Source organism: Devosia sp. (genome assembly GCF_028290625.1).
In the GTDB taxonomy this organism is placed as follows: domain Bacteria; phylum Pseudomonadota; class Alphaproteobacteria; order Rhizobiales; family Devosiaceae; genus Devosia.
Genome location: NZ_JAQGJM010000027.1, coordinates 1 through 15,796, shown reverse-complemented (window position 1 = coordinate 15,796; position 15,796 = coordinate 1). Strand labels below are relative to the sequence as shown.

Below are 15,796 nucleotides of genomic sequence, written 5' to 3'. Positions count from 1 at the left end.
ATATACCGAGCCTCCCCTCTCCCCTCGTGGGAGAGGGTGCCCGAAGGGCGGGCGAGGGGTCTTACTTCCCTGCCGCCGTCAGCTCAGCCAAATCCTCATCGCTCAGCGCCAGCCGCACGCCCTTGGCCAGGCTCTTGACCTGTTCCACCGAGGTGGCCGAAGCGATCGGCGCGCTGACGCCGGGCTGTGCCACGAGCCACGCCAGCGCCACTTCCGCCGGCGTGGCGTCATTGGCCTTGCTGATCTTGTCCAGCGCGTCGAGGATCCTGAACCCCTTGGGGTTGAGATACTTCTCCATGCGCGCGCCGCGCGGGCTCTTGTCGAAGTCCTTGGCCGAGCGATACTTGCCGGTCAGGAACCCCGCCGCGAGGCTAAAAAACGGCAGGATGCCGATTTCCTCCTTGACCGCCAGGTCCTGCAATTCGCCCTCGAACACCTCGCGGTCATAGAGATTATAGAGCGGCTGCTCGGTCTCGTAGCGTGGCAGCGATTTGACCACCGCGGTGTCATGCGCGTCGCGAATCTGCTTGGGCGAGAAGTTGGACGAGCCAATCACCCGCACTTTGCCCGAGCGGATCAGCACGTCATAGGCCTCCAGCGTCTCCTCATAAGGTGTGCTGTCGTCCGGCTTGTGGCTCTGGTAGAGATCGACATAGTCGGTCTGCAGGCGCTTCAGCGAGTCTTCGATCGAGGTCTTGATATAGGCGGTCTTTAGGCCTTTTTCGGTGTCGCTCATGTCCGCGCCGACCTTGGTGAAGATCAGCAGGTTTTCGCGATTGCCGCGCTCCTTCATCCATTGCCCGATCATGGTCTCGGACTTGCCCTTGCCATACACATTGGCGGTATCGATGGCGTTGAAGCCTTCATCCACAAAGGCGTCGAGCACCTGGAAACCGGCATTCTGATCCACCGTCCAGCCAAAGATATTGCCCCCGAAAACCCAGGGTTCGGTGACGAGTTCGCTGCGTCCAAGCGGGCGACGATCCATATTAGTTCTCCTTGATACTGTGTTGTTCAACGCCTGCATCGGCATTCGGTTCGGCCACGGCCTTGGGCACGCGCGGCGCGCAATAGGCTAGGGCATTGTTAATCGCGGTCAGCGACCCACTCAGCGGGATCACCGCCAGCTCCAGCGGTGAGCCGGATTTGGGCTGCAGATAGGCCACCGCGCCCTGCTCCAGGCCATCGCGGAGCGCCGTTCCGTCGCCAGTGATTCTGGCGCCATAGGGCCCGGTGTCGGTTTGCGCCGAAACCGGGTGGGCGTCCTCGTCGATATCCACAACCCAGTCGCCGGCGTCGCCCTCGCTACGGCTGGTATAAAGATGCAGCCCGACGCCAAAATCATCTTCGCAGCGCACCGCCACGCAGGCGTAGTTTTCGGGCGTCGAACCGCTGGCGCAGCCCAGGGCCGCCCGGTCGCCTTCGCCCGGCAGCGGCGAATAATGCCAGCCCGCCTCCTGCGCCCACACTGGCGCCGCCAGCATCAGCGCCGCGACGATAATCGCTTCCCGCATTCTGCTAACCCCTTGGGCTCGATCAGGTCCCATTTATTGCCATAGAGGTCCTCGAATACCACCACGCTGCCATAGGCTTCGTGCCGTGGCGCCTCGATGAAGCTGACGCCCCGCGCCGTCATGGCGGCGAAATCGCCTACAAAATCTTGTGTTTCGATAAAACCCATCACCCGCCCGCCAGTCTGGTTGCCGACGGCTGCGCGCTGTTTTTCCCCGTCCGCCTGTGCCAGCAGGAGTCGAGCGCCGGGGCCGTCCGGTCCGACCACAACCCAGCGCTTGCCCTTGCCCAGATCGGTATCGGCATGCAGCCGAAAACCCAGCTTTTGGGTGTAGAACGCGATGGCTTCGTCATAGTCGGCGACGACGAGCGTCATGGTGGCAATGGTCTGGGTCATGCCCGATTTGGCCACCGCGCCGCCACCCGCGTCAAGCGCCGAACGCTTCTTGGAAAGATCGTCCAATCGGGCCTGGTTTCACGCAAAGGTCTTGCACCCGTCATGAGATTGACCAAATGGTCAAACTCCCCATTGCGCCCAAACAGATTCTACGCTTTGTTGGCCGCCAAGCTCCGGCCGGCTAACCGGATGCGCAAAAAACTTATCGGGAGACAACAATCATGAAAAAACTGATGCAGGGCATGATGCTCGCTGTCGCGACGCTTGCCGTCTGCGCTGGCGCCGCGCAGGCCAAACAATTGGTATTCTGCTCGGAAGCCTCGCCCGCTCATTTCGATCCAGGTCCGACCACTGGCGGCAACGACTTCGACGCCTCCTCGCGCACCATCTACAACCGCCTCGTCGAGTTCAAGCATGGCGGCACCGATGTCGAGCCGGGCCTGGCTGAGAGCTGGGACGTCTCTGAAGACGGCCTGACCTACACGTTCCACCTGCGTCCGGGCGTCAAGTTCCATACCACCTCGTATTTCACCCCGACGCGCGACTTCAACGCCGACGACGTGATCTTCTCCTTCGAGCGCCAGTGGAAAGAAGACAACGCCTATTACAACTACCTCGAGGGCATTTCCTGGGACTATTTCCAGGGCATGGACATGCCAAAGTTCCTCAAGTCGATCGAAAAGGTCGATGACCTGACCGTCAAGATGACGCTCAACGAGCCCAATGCCCCGATGATCGCGAACCTGGGCATGGACTTCGCGTCCATCATGTCCAAGGAATATGCCGATCAGCTCGACGCTGCCGGCACCAAGGAATTGCTGGCCTCCCAGCCGGTCGGCACTGGCCCGTTCCAGTTCGTCGATTACCAGACCGATGCGGTCATCCGCTACGCTGCCTTCCCCGACTACTGGAAGGGCAAGGTCGCCATCGACGATCTGATCTTCGCCATCACCACGGACCCCGCGGTGCGCGTGCAGAAGCTCAAGGCCGGCGAATGCGACATCATGGATTATCCGAATCCTGCCGACATCGCTGACCTGCAGGCCGACACGAACCTGACTGTCGCAGAACAGGAAGGCCTCAATATCGGCTACCTGTCCTACAACACCACCATCGCGCCGATGGACAATGTGGCGGTCCGCAAGGCCCTCAACATGGCCATCAACAAGCCCGCGATCATCGACGCAGTCTATCAGGGCGCCGGCCAGGTTGCCGTCAACCTGATCCCGCCGACCATGTGGTCCTATGACAAGGACATCGTCGACGACGCCTACGATCCCGCAGCCGCCAAGGCCGCGCTCGAAGCCGCCGGCGTCAAGGACCTGACCATCGACCTGTGGGCCATGCCCGTTAGCCGTCCTTACAATCCCAACGCCGCGCGCGTTGCCGAACTGATCCAGGCCGACTGGGCCGCTGTTGGCGTCAAGGCCAATATCGTCACCTACGAGTGGACTGAATATCGCGAACTCGGCAAGGCCAAGGATCGTCCGGGCGCATTCCAGATCGGCTGGACCGGCGACAATGGTGATCCGGATAACTTCTTTGCCACCCTGTTCTCGTGCTCGGCCATTGGCGTCTCGAACTATTCGAGCTGGTGCAATGACGACTTCGAGAAGCTGATCCAGGATGCCAAGAAGACCTCCGATCAGGCCGAGCGCACCAAGCTGTACGAGCAGGCCCAGGTAGTCTTCAAGGAGCAGGCTCCGGCTCTGACCCTGGCGCACTCCAAGGTCTTCATGCCCATGAACAAGCGCGTTTCCGGCTTCACCATGGACCCGCTGGGCATTCATCGCTTCGACAATGTCGACGTAACCGAATAGTCTAAGCCACAGTTCAAGCAGGGCGGCGCCTTCGCGGCGCCGCCCTCATTTCATGGCAGGCCCATGCTCCGATACATTCTTCAAAAACTGGCACTGATCGTACCGACGGTGATCGGCATCACCATTGCGGCTTTCGCCTTTATCCGGCTGCTACCGGGTGACCCGATCCTGGCCATGGCCGGCCAACACGGCATCACCCCCGAGCGCTACGAAATCCTCAAGGAGCAGTTCGGCTTCAACCTGCCGATCTGGCAGCAATATTTCAATTATGTCGGCGGCGTGCTGCATGGCGATTTCGGCATTTCCGTTGCCACCAAGCGTCCGGTGCTGACCGAATTCCTGACCCTGTTCCCGGCCACGGTCGAGCTGGCGCTGGTCGCCATGATCATCGCGGTGGCGCTGGGTATTCCCGCCGGCATTTTCGCCGCTGTCAAGCGCGGCTCCTGGTTCGATCAGATCACCATGGGCGTCGCCCTCACCGGCTATTCCATGCCAATCTTCTGGTGGGGCTTGCTGCTGATCATCTTCTTTTCCGGTTACCTGGGCTGGACCCCGGTGAGCGGCCGCATCGCGCTCAATTTCTTCCTCAAGCCCATTACGGGCTTCATGACCATCGATAGCCTGCTCTATGGCAATTGGCCGGCCTTCGTGTCGTCCTTGCGCTATCTGATCCTGCCCTCGATCGCGCTAGCCACGATTCCGCTGGCGGTCATCGCCCGCCAGACGCGCTCGGCCATGCTCGAAGTGCTGGGCGAGGAATATGTGCGCACCGCCCGCGCCAAGGGCCTGTCGCCACGCCGTGTCGTGGGCCTGCATGCCTTCCGCAATGCGCTGATCCCGGTGGTCACCACCATTGGCCTGCAGGTCGGCACGCTGATGGCTGGCGCCATCCTGACCGAAACCATTTTCTCCTGGCCCGGCATCGGCAAGTGGATGATCGATTCCATTTCCAAGCGCGACTATGTGGTCGTGCAATCGGGCCTGCTGCTGATCGCGCTCATCGTCATGGCGGTCAACCTGATCGTCGATGTGCTCTACGCGGTCATCAATCCGCGCATTCGTGTGCAGTGAGGCCACAATGACCGATAGCCGCACCATCGTTACCCGCCGCCCGCCCAGCGCCCTGGGCGAATTCTGGCATTACTTTGCCATGAACAAGGGGGCCGTCGTCGGCCTCGTGGTCTTCGTTCTGCTCGTAGTGGTGGCGCTGTTCGCCCCCTGGATTGCGCCCTATTCGCCCGACCAGCAGTTCCGCGACAGCCTGCTCACGCCCCCCGTCTGGGAGGCCGGCGGCAAAGCCGCGTTCCTCCTCGGCACCGATCCGGTGGGCCGCGATATGCTGTCGCGCCTGATCCACGGCTCGCGTTACTCACTGTTCATCGGCCTCGTCGTGGTGGTGCTGTCGCTGTTCTCCGGCATTATCCTGGGGGCTCTGGCCGGCTATTTCCGCGGCTGGGTCGATGCGCTGATCATGCGCGTCATGGATATCATCCTGGCCTTCCCGTCGCTGCTGCTGGCTTTGGTGCTGGTCTCCATCCTGGGGCCGGGCCTGTTCAACGCCATGCTAGCCATCGCGGTGGTGCTACAGCCGCACTTCGCCCGCCTGACCCGCGCTGCGGTGATGGCAGAGAAGAGCCGTGAATATGTGACCTCCGCCAAGGTGGCGGGGGCCGGCCATATCCGCCTGATGCTGGTCACCATCCTGCCCAATTGCGTGGGTCCGCTGATCGTTCAGGCGACGCTGAGCTTCTCCAACGCCATTCTGGAAGCAGCCGCGCTCGGCTTCCTGGGCCTGGGCGCACAACCGCCGACGCCGGAATGGGGCACCATGCTGGCCACCGCCCGCGAATTCATCTTGCGTGCACCCTGGGTCGTGACTTTCCCGGGCCTTGCCATCCTGATCACCGTGCTCGCCATCAACCTGGTCGGCGATGGTCTGCGCGATGCGCTCGATCCAAAATTGAAGCGGAGCTGAGGCCATGCCCCTGCTTGAAATCAAGAACCTCACCGTCGCCTTCGATACCTCGATCGGCCTGTTCAAGGCGGTCGACGGCATCGATGTTTCGGTCGATGCGCGCGAAGTGCTGGCCATTGTGGGCGAGAGCGGCTCGGGCAAGTCGGTTGCCATGCTGGCAGTGATGGGCCTCCTGCCCTCCAGCGCCACCGTGACCGCCGACAAGATGCTGTTCGAGGGGCGCGACCTGCTCACCATGAGTGACCAGGAGCGTCGCCAGATCATTGGCAAGGATATCGCCATGATCTTCCAGGAGCCGGTGGCGAGTCTCAATCCCTGCTTCACCGTCGGCTTTCAGATCGAGGAAGTGCTCAACCGCCATATGGGTCTGAGCGGCAATGCCGCCCGCCAGCGCGCCATCGAACTGCTGCGCCTGGTCGGCATCACCGATGGCGCCCAGCGCCTCGGGGCGTTTCCGCACCAGATGAGCGGCGGGCAATGCCAGCGCGTGATGATCGCCATGGCCATCGCCTGCAATCCGAAACTGCTGATCGCCGACGAGCCGACAACCGCGCTCGATGTGACTATCCAGAAGCAGATCCTCGACCTGCTGGTAAATTTGCAGGTGCAATACGGCATGGCGCTGATCATGATCACCCATGACATGGGCGTCGTCGCCGAGACGGCCGACCGGGTGATCGTGCAGTACAAAGGCCACAAGATGGAGGAGGCCGATGTGCTGACCCTGTTTGAAAACCCAGCCTCCAGCTACACCCGTGCGCTGCTGTCGGCGCTGCCGGAAAACGCCGTGGGGAACCGGCTGCCCACCGTCGCCGATTTTGCCTTCGATCCGGAAACCGGAGCCGCCCAATGAGCGTCCCAGTCCTGCAAGTCAAAGACCTCAAGCGCGACTATCACGGCTCCGGCGGCCTGTTTCGCCCGGCCAAGGTCGTCCATGCGGTCAAGGGCGTGAATTTCACGCTGGAGAAGGGCCGGACCCTCGCGGTGGTCGGCGAAAGCGGCTGCGGCAAGTCCACGCTGGCGCGCATGATCACGCTGATCGACCAACCCACCTCGGGCGAGATCCTGATCGACGGCAAGCCCGTCGACGCCACCCACGGCGTCACCCGCGAGATGCGCCAGAAGGTGCAGATCGTGTTCCAGAACCCCTATGGATCGCTCAATCCGCGCCAGAAGATCGGCGACGTACTGGCCGAGCCGCTGCTGCTCAATACCGACATGCCCAAGTCGGAACGGCAGGACCGCGCCCGCGCCATGCTGGCCAAGGTCGGTCTCGCCCCAGAACACTTCAACCGCTATCCGCACATGTTCTCGGGTGGCCAGCGCCAGCGCATCGCCATCGCAAGGGCCCTGATGCTCAATCCCAGCTTCCTCGTGCTGGATGAACCCGTGTCCGCACTCGACCTCAGCGTGCAGGCACAGATCCTCAACCTGCTCAAGGATCTGCAGGACGAGTTCGGCCTGACCTATGTGTTCATCAGTCACGACCTGTCGGTGGTGCGCTACATCGCCGACGAAGTCATGGTGATGTATTACGGCGACGTGGTCGAGCACGGCAGCCGCGACGCCGTATTCGGCGATCCGCAGCACACCTACACCCGCTCGCTATTCGCCGCGACGCCCCGTGCCGATGTCGAGAGCATCAAGGCCCGACTGGCGAAGAAGGCCGCTTTGGCGGGCTAGCTTTCGTCGGCCGGGCGAATTCTCGTTCCCTGTCGCGCCGATTCCATTAGTGCGTCGATCAGTCGATGCACGCGCAATGCGCTCACGCCGGTCGACAGCGGCTGCCGTCCGGCCCGGATCGCCTCCGCGAAATCGGCGATCTGCGCCTTGTGCCAGGCGAAGGGAAACGCCATTGGATCGGCCCCGCCGCCGCCCTCACCGGGCTCGCCGATCTCTTCGATCCGGCCGTCCATCCAGCTTATGGTCAGGGCTCCGGCGGTCAGGGTCGCGCTGGCGCGGTCGAAATTCAGCACCAGCATTTCCGGCCCGCCGGGATAATTGGCCGTCGTCGCCACCAGCGCGCCAACGGCGCCATTGGCGAACAAGAGACCGGCTGACACGAAGTCTTCGGTTTCCATCTGGTGCAAGCCAGTCGTCACCGCCATGGCGGTCACTTCAGTGATGGGTCCGCAGAGGCTCAGCATCAGGTCGAGCGAGTGGATCGCCTGGGTGATCAGGACCCCACCGCCGTCCTGGGCCAGTGTGCCGCGCCCCTTCTGGTCGTAGTATCCAGTTTGCGGCCGCCACCACGGCACCGTTAGATGGACCGCGCGCAATGGCCCGAAGGCATCGGCCGCGATGCTGGCGGCGAGCGCTTTTGAAGCCGCACGGAAGCGGTGCTGGAAGATTACGCCCAGCGTCACCCCGGCCTCAGCGCAACTCGCGACGATGCGTTCGGCGGCCGCGATGGTGCGTTCCACAGGCTTTTCCAGCAGCACATGCTTGCCGGCCTGCGCCGCCGCCGCGACGATGTCTTCGCGCGCATTGGGCGGCGTCAGCACCAATATGGCTTGGATTTCCGGGTCAGCCAGCAGCGCCTCGTAGCTGGCGGCGGTCGGGAAGCCGTAGGCGTCGCAGAACGTCTGCAGCTCGGCCGCGTTGCGCCGATAGACGCCGCGCACGTCAATTTCGGCGGTCAATGCCTGCAGCGCCAGCGCATGCGGCTTGGCCCCCATGCCGGCGCCCACAATGCCGAGGCCGAGGCGTTTTGGGTTCGTCATCGATCTATCCTAGGACGCCTTGCGCCAGCGCTGTTCGGTGATGAACGCGGCGAGGTCCGTGGCGCTCATCGGCTTGGCGAACACATAGCCCTGCAGGATGTCGCAGCCAAGCTCGCGCAGCAGCCGCGCCTGTTCCATGGTCTCGACGCCCTCGGCCACCACTTCGATGCCCATGGATTTGCCGATGTCCACGATCGAGGCCAGCAGGCGCCGTTGCCCCGGTTCCTCGACGATGGGATCCACCAATTGCTTGTCGATCTTGAGGCGCTTGGGTCGCAGCTTTTGCAGCGAGACGATCGACGCGTAGCCGGTGCCGAAATCGTCGATTTCGATATCGATGCCCAGATCTTTGATCTGGTCGATGTTCCAGCCGACGATGGCGTCGTTCTCATCGAGATAAATGGATTCCACCAGTTCGAACGAAATCCGGCCCGGCTGGATATCGAGTTGGCGTAGCCCCTTGATCAGGTCTTCGTCGTGCAGCCGGCGCAGCGAGACGTTGACCGAGGCGCGCGGCACATCGAGCCCAGCTGCCGCCCAGCGGTCGAGATCGGCCAGCGATTGTTCGAGAATCAGCCGGTCGATGGTGGCGACCACGTTGAGCTCTTCGGCGATGGCGAGGAAGGCGTCGGGCGATTTGAGGCCCAGGGTCGGGTGCTGCCAACGCGCCAAGGCTTCGACGCCCACCATGTCGTGCGTGTGGGCGTCGAACTGCGGCTGGTAGAAGGCCACGAATTCGTTGCGCTCCAGCCCGCTCAAAATCTCGTCGGCCACGCGCTTGGTCTTGACCACCTCGGCCTGCAGCGCCGCGCTGAAGAATTCGAAGCGATTGCGGCCCCGGCCCTTGGCGCGATAGAGCGCGATATCGGCGTTGATCAGCAGGCGCTTGACGTCGAGCTCGGCTCCGCGTTCCACCGCAATGCCGATGCTAACGCCGAAGCGGCATTGGTGGCCCTCATAGGTCGCCGGCTGGCGCATCTGCTGCACGATGCGGTCAGCTAATGCCGCCAGTTCGCTGTCGCCGTCGCTGGCCGTGCACACCACGACGAACTCATCGCCGCCAATACGCGCCACGAAATCGCCCGGCCGGCTATTGCGCTGCAGCACCTGTGCCGCGTGGATCAGCATGGCGTCGCCCGCCGCATGGCCCAGCGTGTCGTTGATCTGCTTGAAGCGGTCGAGATCGATATGCAGCAGCGCGATGCTGCCGCTGCCAAGGTAGCCGGTCGCGGCGTGGCGCTTGAGCACTTCGTCGAGATAGCGCCGGTTCGGCAGTTCGGTCAGGCTGTCATGCAGGGCATTATGCTCGATGCGGACCCGCGCCAGTTCCAACTCGTGATTGCGCGCCTCGGTCAGCTCCTTGGCGCGTTTCAAATCGGCGTTGAGCGCCACGTCGGCGGTGACGTCCCAGTTCACGCCCAGGATTTTGGGGGCGTCGTCGGCGCCCACATAGACGGCTCCGATGGCACGAATGTTGCGGCTCGAACCATCCTTGTGCACCACGCGGAATTCCGACCGATAGCTACCGGTGCGCAGGGCCAGGGCAAAGTCGGCCTCGGCCTGGGCCAGGTCGTCGGGATGCAGGGTATCGCGCCAATGATTGTAGTCGCGCAGCCCGCCATCCTCCGGCAGGCCATAGAGTTCGTTCATCCGCGCATCCCAGACCAGGTCACCGGTGGCGATATCGGTCTCCCAGACGCCGACCTGGGAGCTGTCCAGCGCCAGGCCCAGCCGCCGCGATAGCCGCTCGAGTTCGGCCTCGCGGTCCTTGAGTACGCGGAAATGCTGTTGCCGCTCGCCCACCATGCGGCCGGTCACCACGATCGGCCACAGGATCAGCAGCGCCGATACCACCATGCCCAGCCGCAACATCCACGCGTTGGGCGTATCACCCCAGCCACCCTTGGGTTGTGCGGCGATCTCCCAGCCGCCCGAGGGCACCAGCACGGTGGCGGTCACCGGATCGGTGCCGGTCAGGTCGGGACCGAAGAAACGGTCTTTGAGGTGGGTCGCCGGATCGGTGGCGGTGATGCTGATATCGAGCGGCAGGTTCGGATCGAGCAGGCCGCTATCGGCGTAGAGCCGATCGACATCCACCACCGCCGACACGATCCCCCAGAATTGCCGCTTGTCGGTGCCGTCGACATAGACGGGGAAGCGGCCGATAAAGGCGCGGCCGCCCTGAACCAGATCGACCGGCCCCACCAGCACCAGCTTGCCGCTGTCTCGCGTCAGGAACGCGGCGGCGCGCTGCGCATCATTGGTGCGATAATCCAGTCCGACCGCCTGGGCATTGCCCGCCATCGGATACATCAGCCTGACCACCAGGTTCGGCGCGGCGGCGAGGCTGCGCAACTGGCTCTGTTCCTCGAATAGGTTGCTGGCCAAGGCCGCAAAGCGCGCCTGGTCCATATCCGGCTCGGTGGAAATGGTGGAGACGAGGCCCCGCACCAGTTGGATATTGGCGTTGAGATTGCCTTCGAGCTTGGCGCGGATCACCGCGACCTGATCCAGCACGGTGCTGCGGCTGCGCTCTTCGCTGATGACGTTGTTTTGACGGTCCGCGAAGAAGCCCGCGGCCACGATCACCACCAGGGCGATGGCAGCCGGGATCAGCGTCGGGCGCAGCCAACTGCGTCGTCCGTCTTTCGAAGCTAAAAACGCCACCAGCCTGACCGCCCCTTGGCCCCTAAGGCCGCCCTGCCGCCAAATTAACGGAACGACGGTTACCATTTGGCTTACCGGTGGCCCCATTCGCCAGCGTGGTAAACAGGATGCAAACGGCTAGCTGGCGGGGCTTTGGCCCTCCGTCTCCACCAGCACCACCCCGGCAGCACGACAGAGGGCCGCGAAGCGCTCGGACGGGCAACGGTCGGTCACGAAGGTGCCGATCTGGTCGATGCGCGCAATCCGCACCGGCGCAGTGCGGGCGAACTTGCTGGCATCGGCGACGAGGATGACGTGGCGCGCATTGGCGATGATGGCCTGCGCCACCTTGACCTCGCGGTAGTCATAGTCGAGCAGGGCGCCGTCCTGGTCCAGTGCCGAGGCCCCGATCACCGCATAGTCGACCTTGAACTGCGAGAAGAACGCCGCCGCAGCCTCCCCCACGATGCCGCCGTCCGAGCCGCGCACGACGCCACCGGCGATCACCACTTCGAACTGCGGATAGATCCGCATGCGATTGGCGACGTTGATGTTATTGGTGACCACCATGAGGCCCGAATGGTTGAGCAGCGCCTGGCTGACGGCCTCAGTTGTGGTGCCGATATTGATGAACACCGACGCATCATTGGGGATCAGCGCCGCCGCCGCCCGCCCGATCGCGTCCTTTTCGGCGGCCGCGATCAGCCGCCGTGCTTCGTATTGCAAGTTCTCGATGCCCGATGGCAGCTCAGCCCCGCCATGGACGCGTTTGAGCACCTGGTTGTCGCACAGCGTATTGAGATCCTTGCGGATCGTCTGCACCGAGACGCCGAATTCGGCCGCGAGGCCCTCGACCGTTACCCGGTCGCGCACCCGTGCCAGCTCCAATATCCGCTGGTGCCGCTCGCTCAATCCCGCCACTGGCCTGCCTTTCGTTTCACGCGCAAATTAGGGCAAAGCGAAACCTGAGGGAAGGCGTTGCGGAAGTCAGATCGTCACGCCATAGGCCTCGCGCATTTCCGCGATTTCGGCCAGGGTGGCGTGGAACACGCCCCAGTCGTCGTGTTCGGCAATCGGCGCCCAGATCGCCTCGACCTCCTCGATCAGCATGGTACGCGGCGTATTGCGGGCGAAATAGGCATGGTTGAGATTGACGTCATCGGTAGCCTCGTAACCCTCCATCGCATCGGCAATCGGCACGAAGGCCTCGGTGGCATAAAATGCCGCGCTCGGGCCCCGGGCCGCGCGCTCGACGCTTTGTGAGCCGCCGCGCCAGTCGAAAAAGAATTGCTCATAGGGCGCCTGCGAGGCCGACAGAAAGCCGAACAGGGCTGTGATGAAAGCGCTGTCGGCCTCCTCGCCGCGCGGCTTGAGCCCCAGCCGCCGGAGCATGGCCTTGGGCAATTCGGCGCGGAAAATCGGCCAGATCTTATTCAGCGCCGGCTCCAGCGCTTCGATGCTGGAGAGCGGCAGCAGGCATTCGGCCAGCCGCGTTAAATTCCAGGCCAGCGTGTCGGGTTGCCGGCCAAAACTATAGAGCCCGGTTTCATCGAAATAGGCGGCGGTGAAATTGGGGTCGTAAACCGGCAGGAACCGCCACGGGCCGTAATCGAAGCTCTCGCCAGTGATGTTGATATTGTCGGTGTTGAGCACCCCATGCACAAAACCCGCCGCGATCCACTGTGCGCCTGTCTTCGCCACGGTCGCGACCACCGCCCCCAGGAACCTGGCTGCAGTATCGCCCTCGCCGGCGAGGTGGGGATAATATTGCGCGATGGCGTAGTCGAGCAGTTGCCGGATAGCCGCATGCTCCTCCAGATACGCCAGCCGCTGGAAGGTGCCGATGCGGATATGGGAATGGCTCAACCGCACCAGCACCGATGAGCGGGTCGGCGATGGCTCGTCGCCGCGCTGCAGTTCTTCGCCGGTCTCGATGAGCGAAAAGCTCTTGGAGGTGTTGACGCCCAGCGCTTCCAGCATCTCGGTGGCCAACACCTCGCGCACGCCGCCCTTGAGCGTCAGCCGCCCGTCGCCGCCCCGTGACCACGGCGTGCGCCCGCTGCCCTTGGTGCCGAAATCCAGCAGCCGCCCGTCCTTGAGGTCATAGGCCTGCGCGAACAGGAACCCGCGTCCATCGCCGAGGTCGGGATTGTAGGTGCGAAACTGGTGGCCGTGATAGCGCAGCGCCAGCGGGGTTTCCAGCGAGCCGGGCAGGGGTTCGAAGCGGCCGAAATGGGCCAGCCATTCCGCCTCGTCCAATCCGTCCAGCCCAACGCGGCTGGCCCAGCGCTGGTCGCGGTGGCGCAGGATAGTTTTGGGGAAGTTGGCCGGGGCGACGCGGTCATAAAACGCATCACCCAGACTTTCGTGCTGGCGGGCTGGCTTGAATGAGTCCATGGAGCGGAAGCTAGTCATCGTGGCGCCTGGCTGCAACCCAGCCTTTCGCGCAGGCGGCTAGCGAAGCGGCGTGATCGGCACTATATCGGGACAGATGAAAACTGATTTCGACACACTGCGCCTGCGCCCCTTCGAGGCCGTCATCTTCGACATGGATGGCACCATTCTGGATACCGAGAGCGTCTTCAAGACCATCGTCTTCGAGGTCTGCACCGATCTCGGCTTCGAAATGACCGAAGCGGTCCACATGTCCATGGTGGGTTCCAGCCACGAGACCACCAATCGGCTGCTGGTGGAGGCCTATGGGGTGAGCTTCCCCTATACGCAGTTCGACGAGCGCTGCCGCATCACCATGCGCGAACGCACTCATGAGGGCGTGCCGGTCAAGACCGGGGCGCGCGAACTGCTGGTCGAACTGCGCGAGCGCAATATTCCCATGGCGGTGGCGACGTCCTCGCGCTCGCCCCATGCGCAGACGCATTTGGCGGCCGTCGGGCTGATCGATATGTTCCAGACCATCGTGACGCGTGACGACGTCATCAATCCCAAGCCGCATCCCGAACCGTACCTCCTGGCAGCCGAACGGCTGGGGGTCGATCCGCTGGTGTGCCTGGCGCTGGAGGATAGCCCGTCCGGCGTGCGGGCAGCCCATGCCGCCGGCATGCAGACCATCATGGTGCCCGATCTGGTGCATCCCAGCGACGAAATCCGCGCCCTGGGCATCGCCATCATGGAGAGCCTCGACCACGTCCGGCACGCGGCTTTCCCCGCCCACTAGCGCGCTTTTCACCGCTGATTTTTCCACTCGCCCGGCCTCGTGCCGGGCGTTTGCGTTTCTGCCACGCAACACGCGGTGGAAAAGCGACTCGGGCGGCCCGGAACTGCGTAAACCTTTAGCGATCCCCTTAAAGTCCTGTTCTCCACCCGGCAAACCATTGCCCAGCAAGGGTTTTCAGATGGCGCCCTCTCGGTTAACCCTAACTTAAGAGACTAACCGGTATGGTTAATTACCGGTAAATTTTGGGTTCCCTCCGGGCAAAAGCTTGGATAGGGTGCAGCCGGGAAGTGACGGGGTCTCCAATGAGGGACCCACCAAGAAGGCCCGCCGGATACGACCGGACGCGGCTCAGGGGCAAGGACGGGGCATTGACGCAATCCGGGCTGACCATCGCATCGCGTGCCGCTTCGCGCGCGCTTGCCGTCTGTGCCGCTGTGCTCGTGCTCGCCATCACCTTTGGCGTCGCCCACGCTGAAACCACCCAGGTTGCCGATATAATGCCCGTGCAACTGCCGCCCGATCTGGTGCAGGTACGCTCGCAGCCCGCCATGGTGGCGCCGGCGCCGGGCGAACAGGCGCTGACGCCCGAACTGCTGGCCAATTACGTTGCCCGCCAGAAGGCGCTGCACGATTTCAACGTCGATGCCGCCGAACCGCAGGCCGAGCTGACGCAAGACGTGCTGATGGGCTATATCGCCCGCGCCTCCTTCGGTGGCGATAATGGCGCGCTGTCGGCCATTGCCAGCTTCACCACCCCGGCCAAGCCCGCCGAGCCGGCGCTGAACCCGACCTTTCTGGCGCGCTATATCGATGCTGGTTTCGAGCCCACGGCCGAGCGCGTCAAGAAGCGCAACCTGGCGCTGGCCGCGACCGGCGCCGGCCAGTCCGAAAGCGATTGCCTGGCACAAGCGATCTATCACGAAGCCCGCGGCGAGAGCGAAGCCGGCCAATATGCGGTGGCCAATGTCATCGTCAACCGCGCGCTCTCGGGCAAGTTCCCCGCCACTTTGTGCGGCGTGATCTACCAGAATGCCAGCAAGGGCTATCATCGCTGCCAGTTCACCTTCGCCTGCGACGGCAAGGATGACACCCCCGGCGAACGCAATGCCTGGAACCGCTCCAAGGCCATCGCCAAAGCCGTCTATGCCGAATTCGCCACCGGCCAGCAGATGGACTCGCTGCCGCGCTCGGTGCTGTACTACCATACCCGCTCGTCCAACCCGTCCTGGTCCAATACCTACACGCAGGTCGCCCAGATCGGCTCGCACCTGTTCTACGCACCGAACTGAGTGCGGTGGGGCATTGGCCCCGGTTTCCCTCGAAAATAGACGTGTTGAAGCGACGCATGGCTTGCACCTGCGGTTGAAAGACTGCGGCATGCGGCGAGACGTGCCTCATGGGTTATATTAGTAAGCGAGACCGCGTCTCGCCGCATGCGATGGGGTTTCTGGCCGCCCGAACGTGGCCATCCTTTGAGTGGGATGACGAACGTCGCGCTGGCCCAGGGATCGCGCGACCGCATTCCCCTCCCACCAAACTCCCCACGGC

General features: G+C 63.3%; 14 protein-coding genes. 7 read left to right on the top strand and 7 right to left on the bottom strand.

All coding sequences use genetic code 11. The features are described from left to right. Positions 1 to 61: 61 nt before the first annotated feature. From JWR51_RS14320 to JWR51_RS14310, 3 genes are read right to left on the bottom strand one after another with little or no spacing between them, the layout of a single operon-like run. On the bottom strand, positions 62 to 988 hold the full coding sequence (locus tag JWR51_RS14320; RefSeq protein ID WP_299748631.1) for an aldo/keto reductase: 927 nt from the start codon (positions 986 to 988) through the stop codon (positions 62 to 64). A 1-nt stretch (position 989) separates the two neighbouring features. Further along, positions 990 to 1,514 (bottom strand): hypothetical protein, encoded by a 525-nt coding sequence (locus tag JWR51_RS14315; protein WP_299748628.1) that lies wholly within the window; start codon positions 1,512 to 1,514, stop codon positions 990 to 992. Continuing rightward, positions 1,484 to 1,909, bottom strand: a complete 426-nt coding sequence (locus JWR51_RS14310; protein ID WP_299749363.1) for a VOC family protein — start codon at positions 1,907 to 1,909, stop codon at positions 1,484 to 1,486. Before JWR51_RS14310 ends, JWR51_RS14315 begins: the two co-directional genes overlap by 31 nt. 221 nt (positions 1,910 to 2,130) lie before the next feature. Between JWR51_RS14310 and JWR51_RS14305 the strand changes: the two genes are divergently transcribed. The 5 genes from JWR51_RS14305 to JWR51_RS14285 all read left to right on the top strand — a co-directional run bounded on the left by JWR51_RS14305 (position 2,131) and on the right by JWR51_RS14285 (position 7,387). Then, the gene (locus JWR51_RS14305) at positions 2,131 to 3,729 is read left to right on the top strand and encodes an ABC transporter substrate-binding protein (protein ID WP_299748625.1); all 1,599 of its coding nucleotides are present in this window, start codon (positions 2,131 to 2,133) and stop codon (positions 3,727 to 3,729) included. Positions 3,730 to 3,792: 63 nt separating this feature from the next. Then, positions 3,793 to 4,800, top strand: coding sequence for an ABC transporter permease subunit (locus JWR51_RS14300; RefSeq protein WP_299748622.1), 1,008 nt, complete (start codon positions 3,793 to 3,795; stop codon positions 4,798 to 4,800). Positions 4,801 to 4,807: 7 nt separating this feature from the next. After that, positions 4,808 to 5,704: an ABC transporter permease subunit gene (locus JWR51_RS14295; protein WP_299748619.1), complete on the top strand. Its 897-nt coding sequence runs from the start codon at positions 4,808 to 4,810 to the stop codon at positions 5,702 to 5,704. 4 nt (positions 5,705 to 5,708) lie between these two features. Beyond that, positions 5,709 to 6,557: an ABC transporter ATP-binding protein gene (locus JWR51_RS14290; protein ID WP_299748615.1), complete on the top strand. Its 849-nt coding sequence runs from the start codon at positions 5,709 to 5,711 to the stop codon at positions 6,555 to 6,557. Then, positions 6,554 to 7,387 carry a dipeptide ABC transporter ATP-binding protein gene (locus tag JWR51_RS14285; RefSeq protein WP_299748612.1) on the top strand — a complete coding sequence of 278 codons (834 nt, stop codon included), beginning with the start codon at positions 6,554 to 6,556 and terminating at the stop codon, positions 7,385 to 7,387. Before JWR51_RS14290 ends, JWR51_RS14285 begins: the two co-directional genes overlap by 4 nt. Here the strand turns inward: JWR51_RS14285 and JWR51_RS14280 are convergent. The 4 genes from JWR51_RS14280 to JWR51_RS14265 form a co-directional block, all read right to left on the bottom strand. Continuing rightward, on the bottom strand, positions 7,384 to 8,427 hold the full coding sequence (locus JWR51_RS14280; RefSeq protein WP_299748608.1) for a Gfo/Idh/MocA family oxidoreductase: 1,044 nt from the start codon (positions 8,425 to 8,427) through the stop codon (positions 7,384 to 7,386). The genes JWR51_RS14285 and JWR51_RS14280 overlap by 4 nt on opposite strands. 9 nt (positions 8,428 to 8,436) lie before the next feature. Then, positions 8,437 to 11,094: an EAL domain-containing protein gene (locus JWR51_RS14275; RefSeq protein WP_299748605.1), complete on the bottom strand. Its 2,658-nt coding sequence runs from the start codon at positions 11,092 to 11,094 to the stop codon at positions 8,437 to 8,439. A gap of 117 nt (positions 11,095 to 11,211) precedes the next feature. Next, positions 11,212 to 11,985 (bottom strand): DeoR/GlpR family DNA-binding transcription regulator, encoded by a 774-nt coding sequence (locus JWR51_RS14270; RefSeq protein WP_299748602.1) that lies wholly within the window; start codon positions 11,983 to 11,985, stop codon positions 11,212 to 11,214. 75 nt (positions 11,986 to 12,060) lie between these two features. After that, the gene (locus JWR51_RS14265; RefSeq protein WP_299748599.1) at positions 12,061 to 13,488 is read right to left on the bottom strand and encodes a protein adenylyltransferase SelO; all 1,428 of its coding nucleotides are present in this window, start codon (positions 13,486 to 13,488) and stop codon (positions 12,061 to 12,063) included. A gap of 76 nt (positions 13,489 to 13,564) precedes the next feature. Between JWR51_RS14265 and JWR51_RS14260 the strand changes: the two genes are divergently transcribed. Both JWR51_RS14260 and JWR51_RS14255 read left to right on the top strand, forming a co-directional pair. Next, a complete protein-coding gene (locus JWR51_RS14260; protein WP_299748596.1) occupies positions 13,565 to 14,248 on the top strand; it encodes an HAD family phosphatase in 684 nt (227 codons plus the stop codon). Positions 14,249 to 14,616: 368 nt separating this feature from the next. Beyond that, on the top strand, positions 14,617 to 15,537 hold the full coding sequence (locus tag JWR51_RS14255) for a cell wall hydrolase (RefSeq protein ID WP_299748593.1): 921 nt from the start codon (positions 14,617 to 14,619) through the stop codon (positions 15,535 to 15,537). Positions 15,538 to 15,796: the final 259 nt, after the last annotated feature.

Bases quoted from the DNA above. Each gene is read 5' to 3' on its own strand.
- JWR51_RS14320 (WP_299748631.1), bottom strand. From the start codon at position 988: ATGGATCGTCGCCCGCTTGGACGCAGCGAACTCGTCACCGAACCCTGG.
- JWR51_RS14300 (WP_299748622.1), top strand. From the start codon at position 3,793: ATGCTCCGATACATTCTTCAAAAACTGGCACTGATCGTACCGACGGTG.
- JWR51_RS14280 (WP_299748608.1), bottom strand. From the start codon at position 8,427: ATGACGAACCCAAAACGCCTCGGCCTCGGCATTGTGGGCGCCGGCATG.
- JWR51_RS14315 (WP_299748628.1), bottom strand. From the start codon at position 1,514: ATGCGGGAAGCGATTATCGTCGCGGCGCTGATGCTGGCGGCGCCAGTG.
- JWR51_RS14310 (WP_299749363.1), bottom strand. From the start codon at position 1,909: ATGACCCAGACCATTGCCACCATGACGCTCGTCGTCGCCGACTATGAC.
- JWR51_RS14260 (WP_299748596.1), top strand. From the start codon at position 13,565: ATGAAAACTGATTTCGACACACTGCGCCTGCGCCCCTTCGAGGCCGTC.
- JWR51_RS14285 (WP_299748612.1), top strand. From the start codon at position 6,554: ATGAGCGTCCCAGTCCTGCAAGTCAAAGACCTCAAGCGCGACTATCAC.
- JWR51_RS14295 (WP_299748619.1), top strand. From the start codon at position 4,808: ATGACCGATAGCCGCACCATCGTTACCCGCCGCCCGCCCAGCGCCCTG.
- JWR51_RS14290 (WP_299748615.1), top strand. From the start codon at position 5,709: ATGCCCCTGCTTGAAATCAAGAACCTCACCGTCGCCTTCGATACCTCG.
- JWR51_RS14305 (WP_299748625.1), top strand. From the start codon at position 2,131: ATGAAAAAACTGATGCAGGGCATGATGCTCGCTGTCGCGACGCTTGCC.
- JWR51_RS14265 (WP_299748599.1), bottom strand. From the start codon at position 13,488: ATGACTAGCTTCCGCTCCATGGACTCATTCAAGCCAGCCCGCCAGCAC.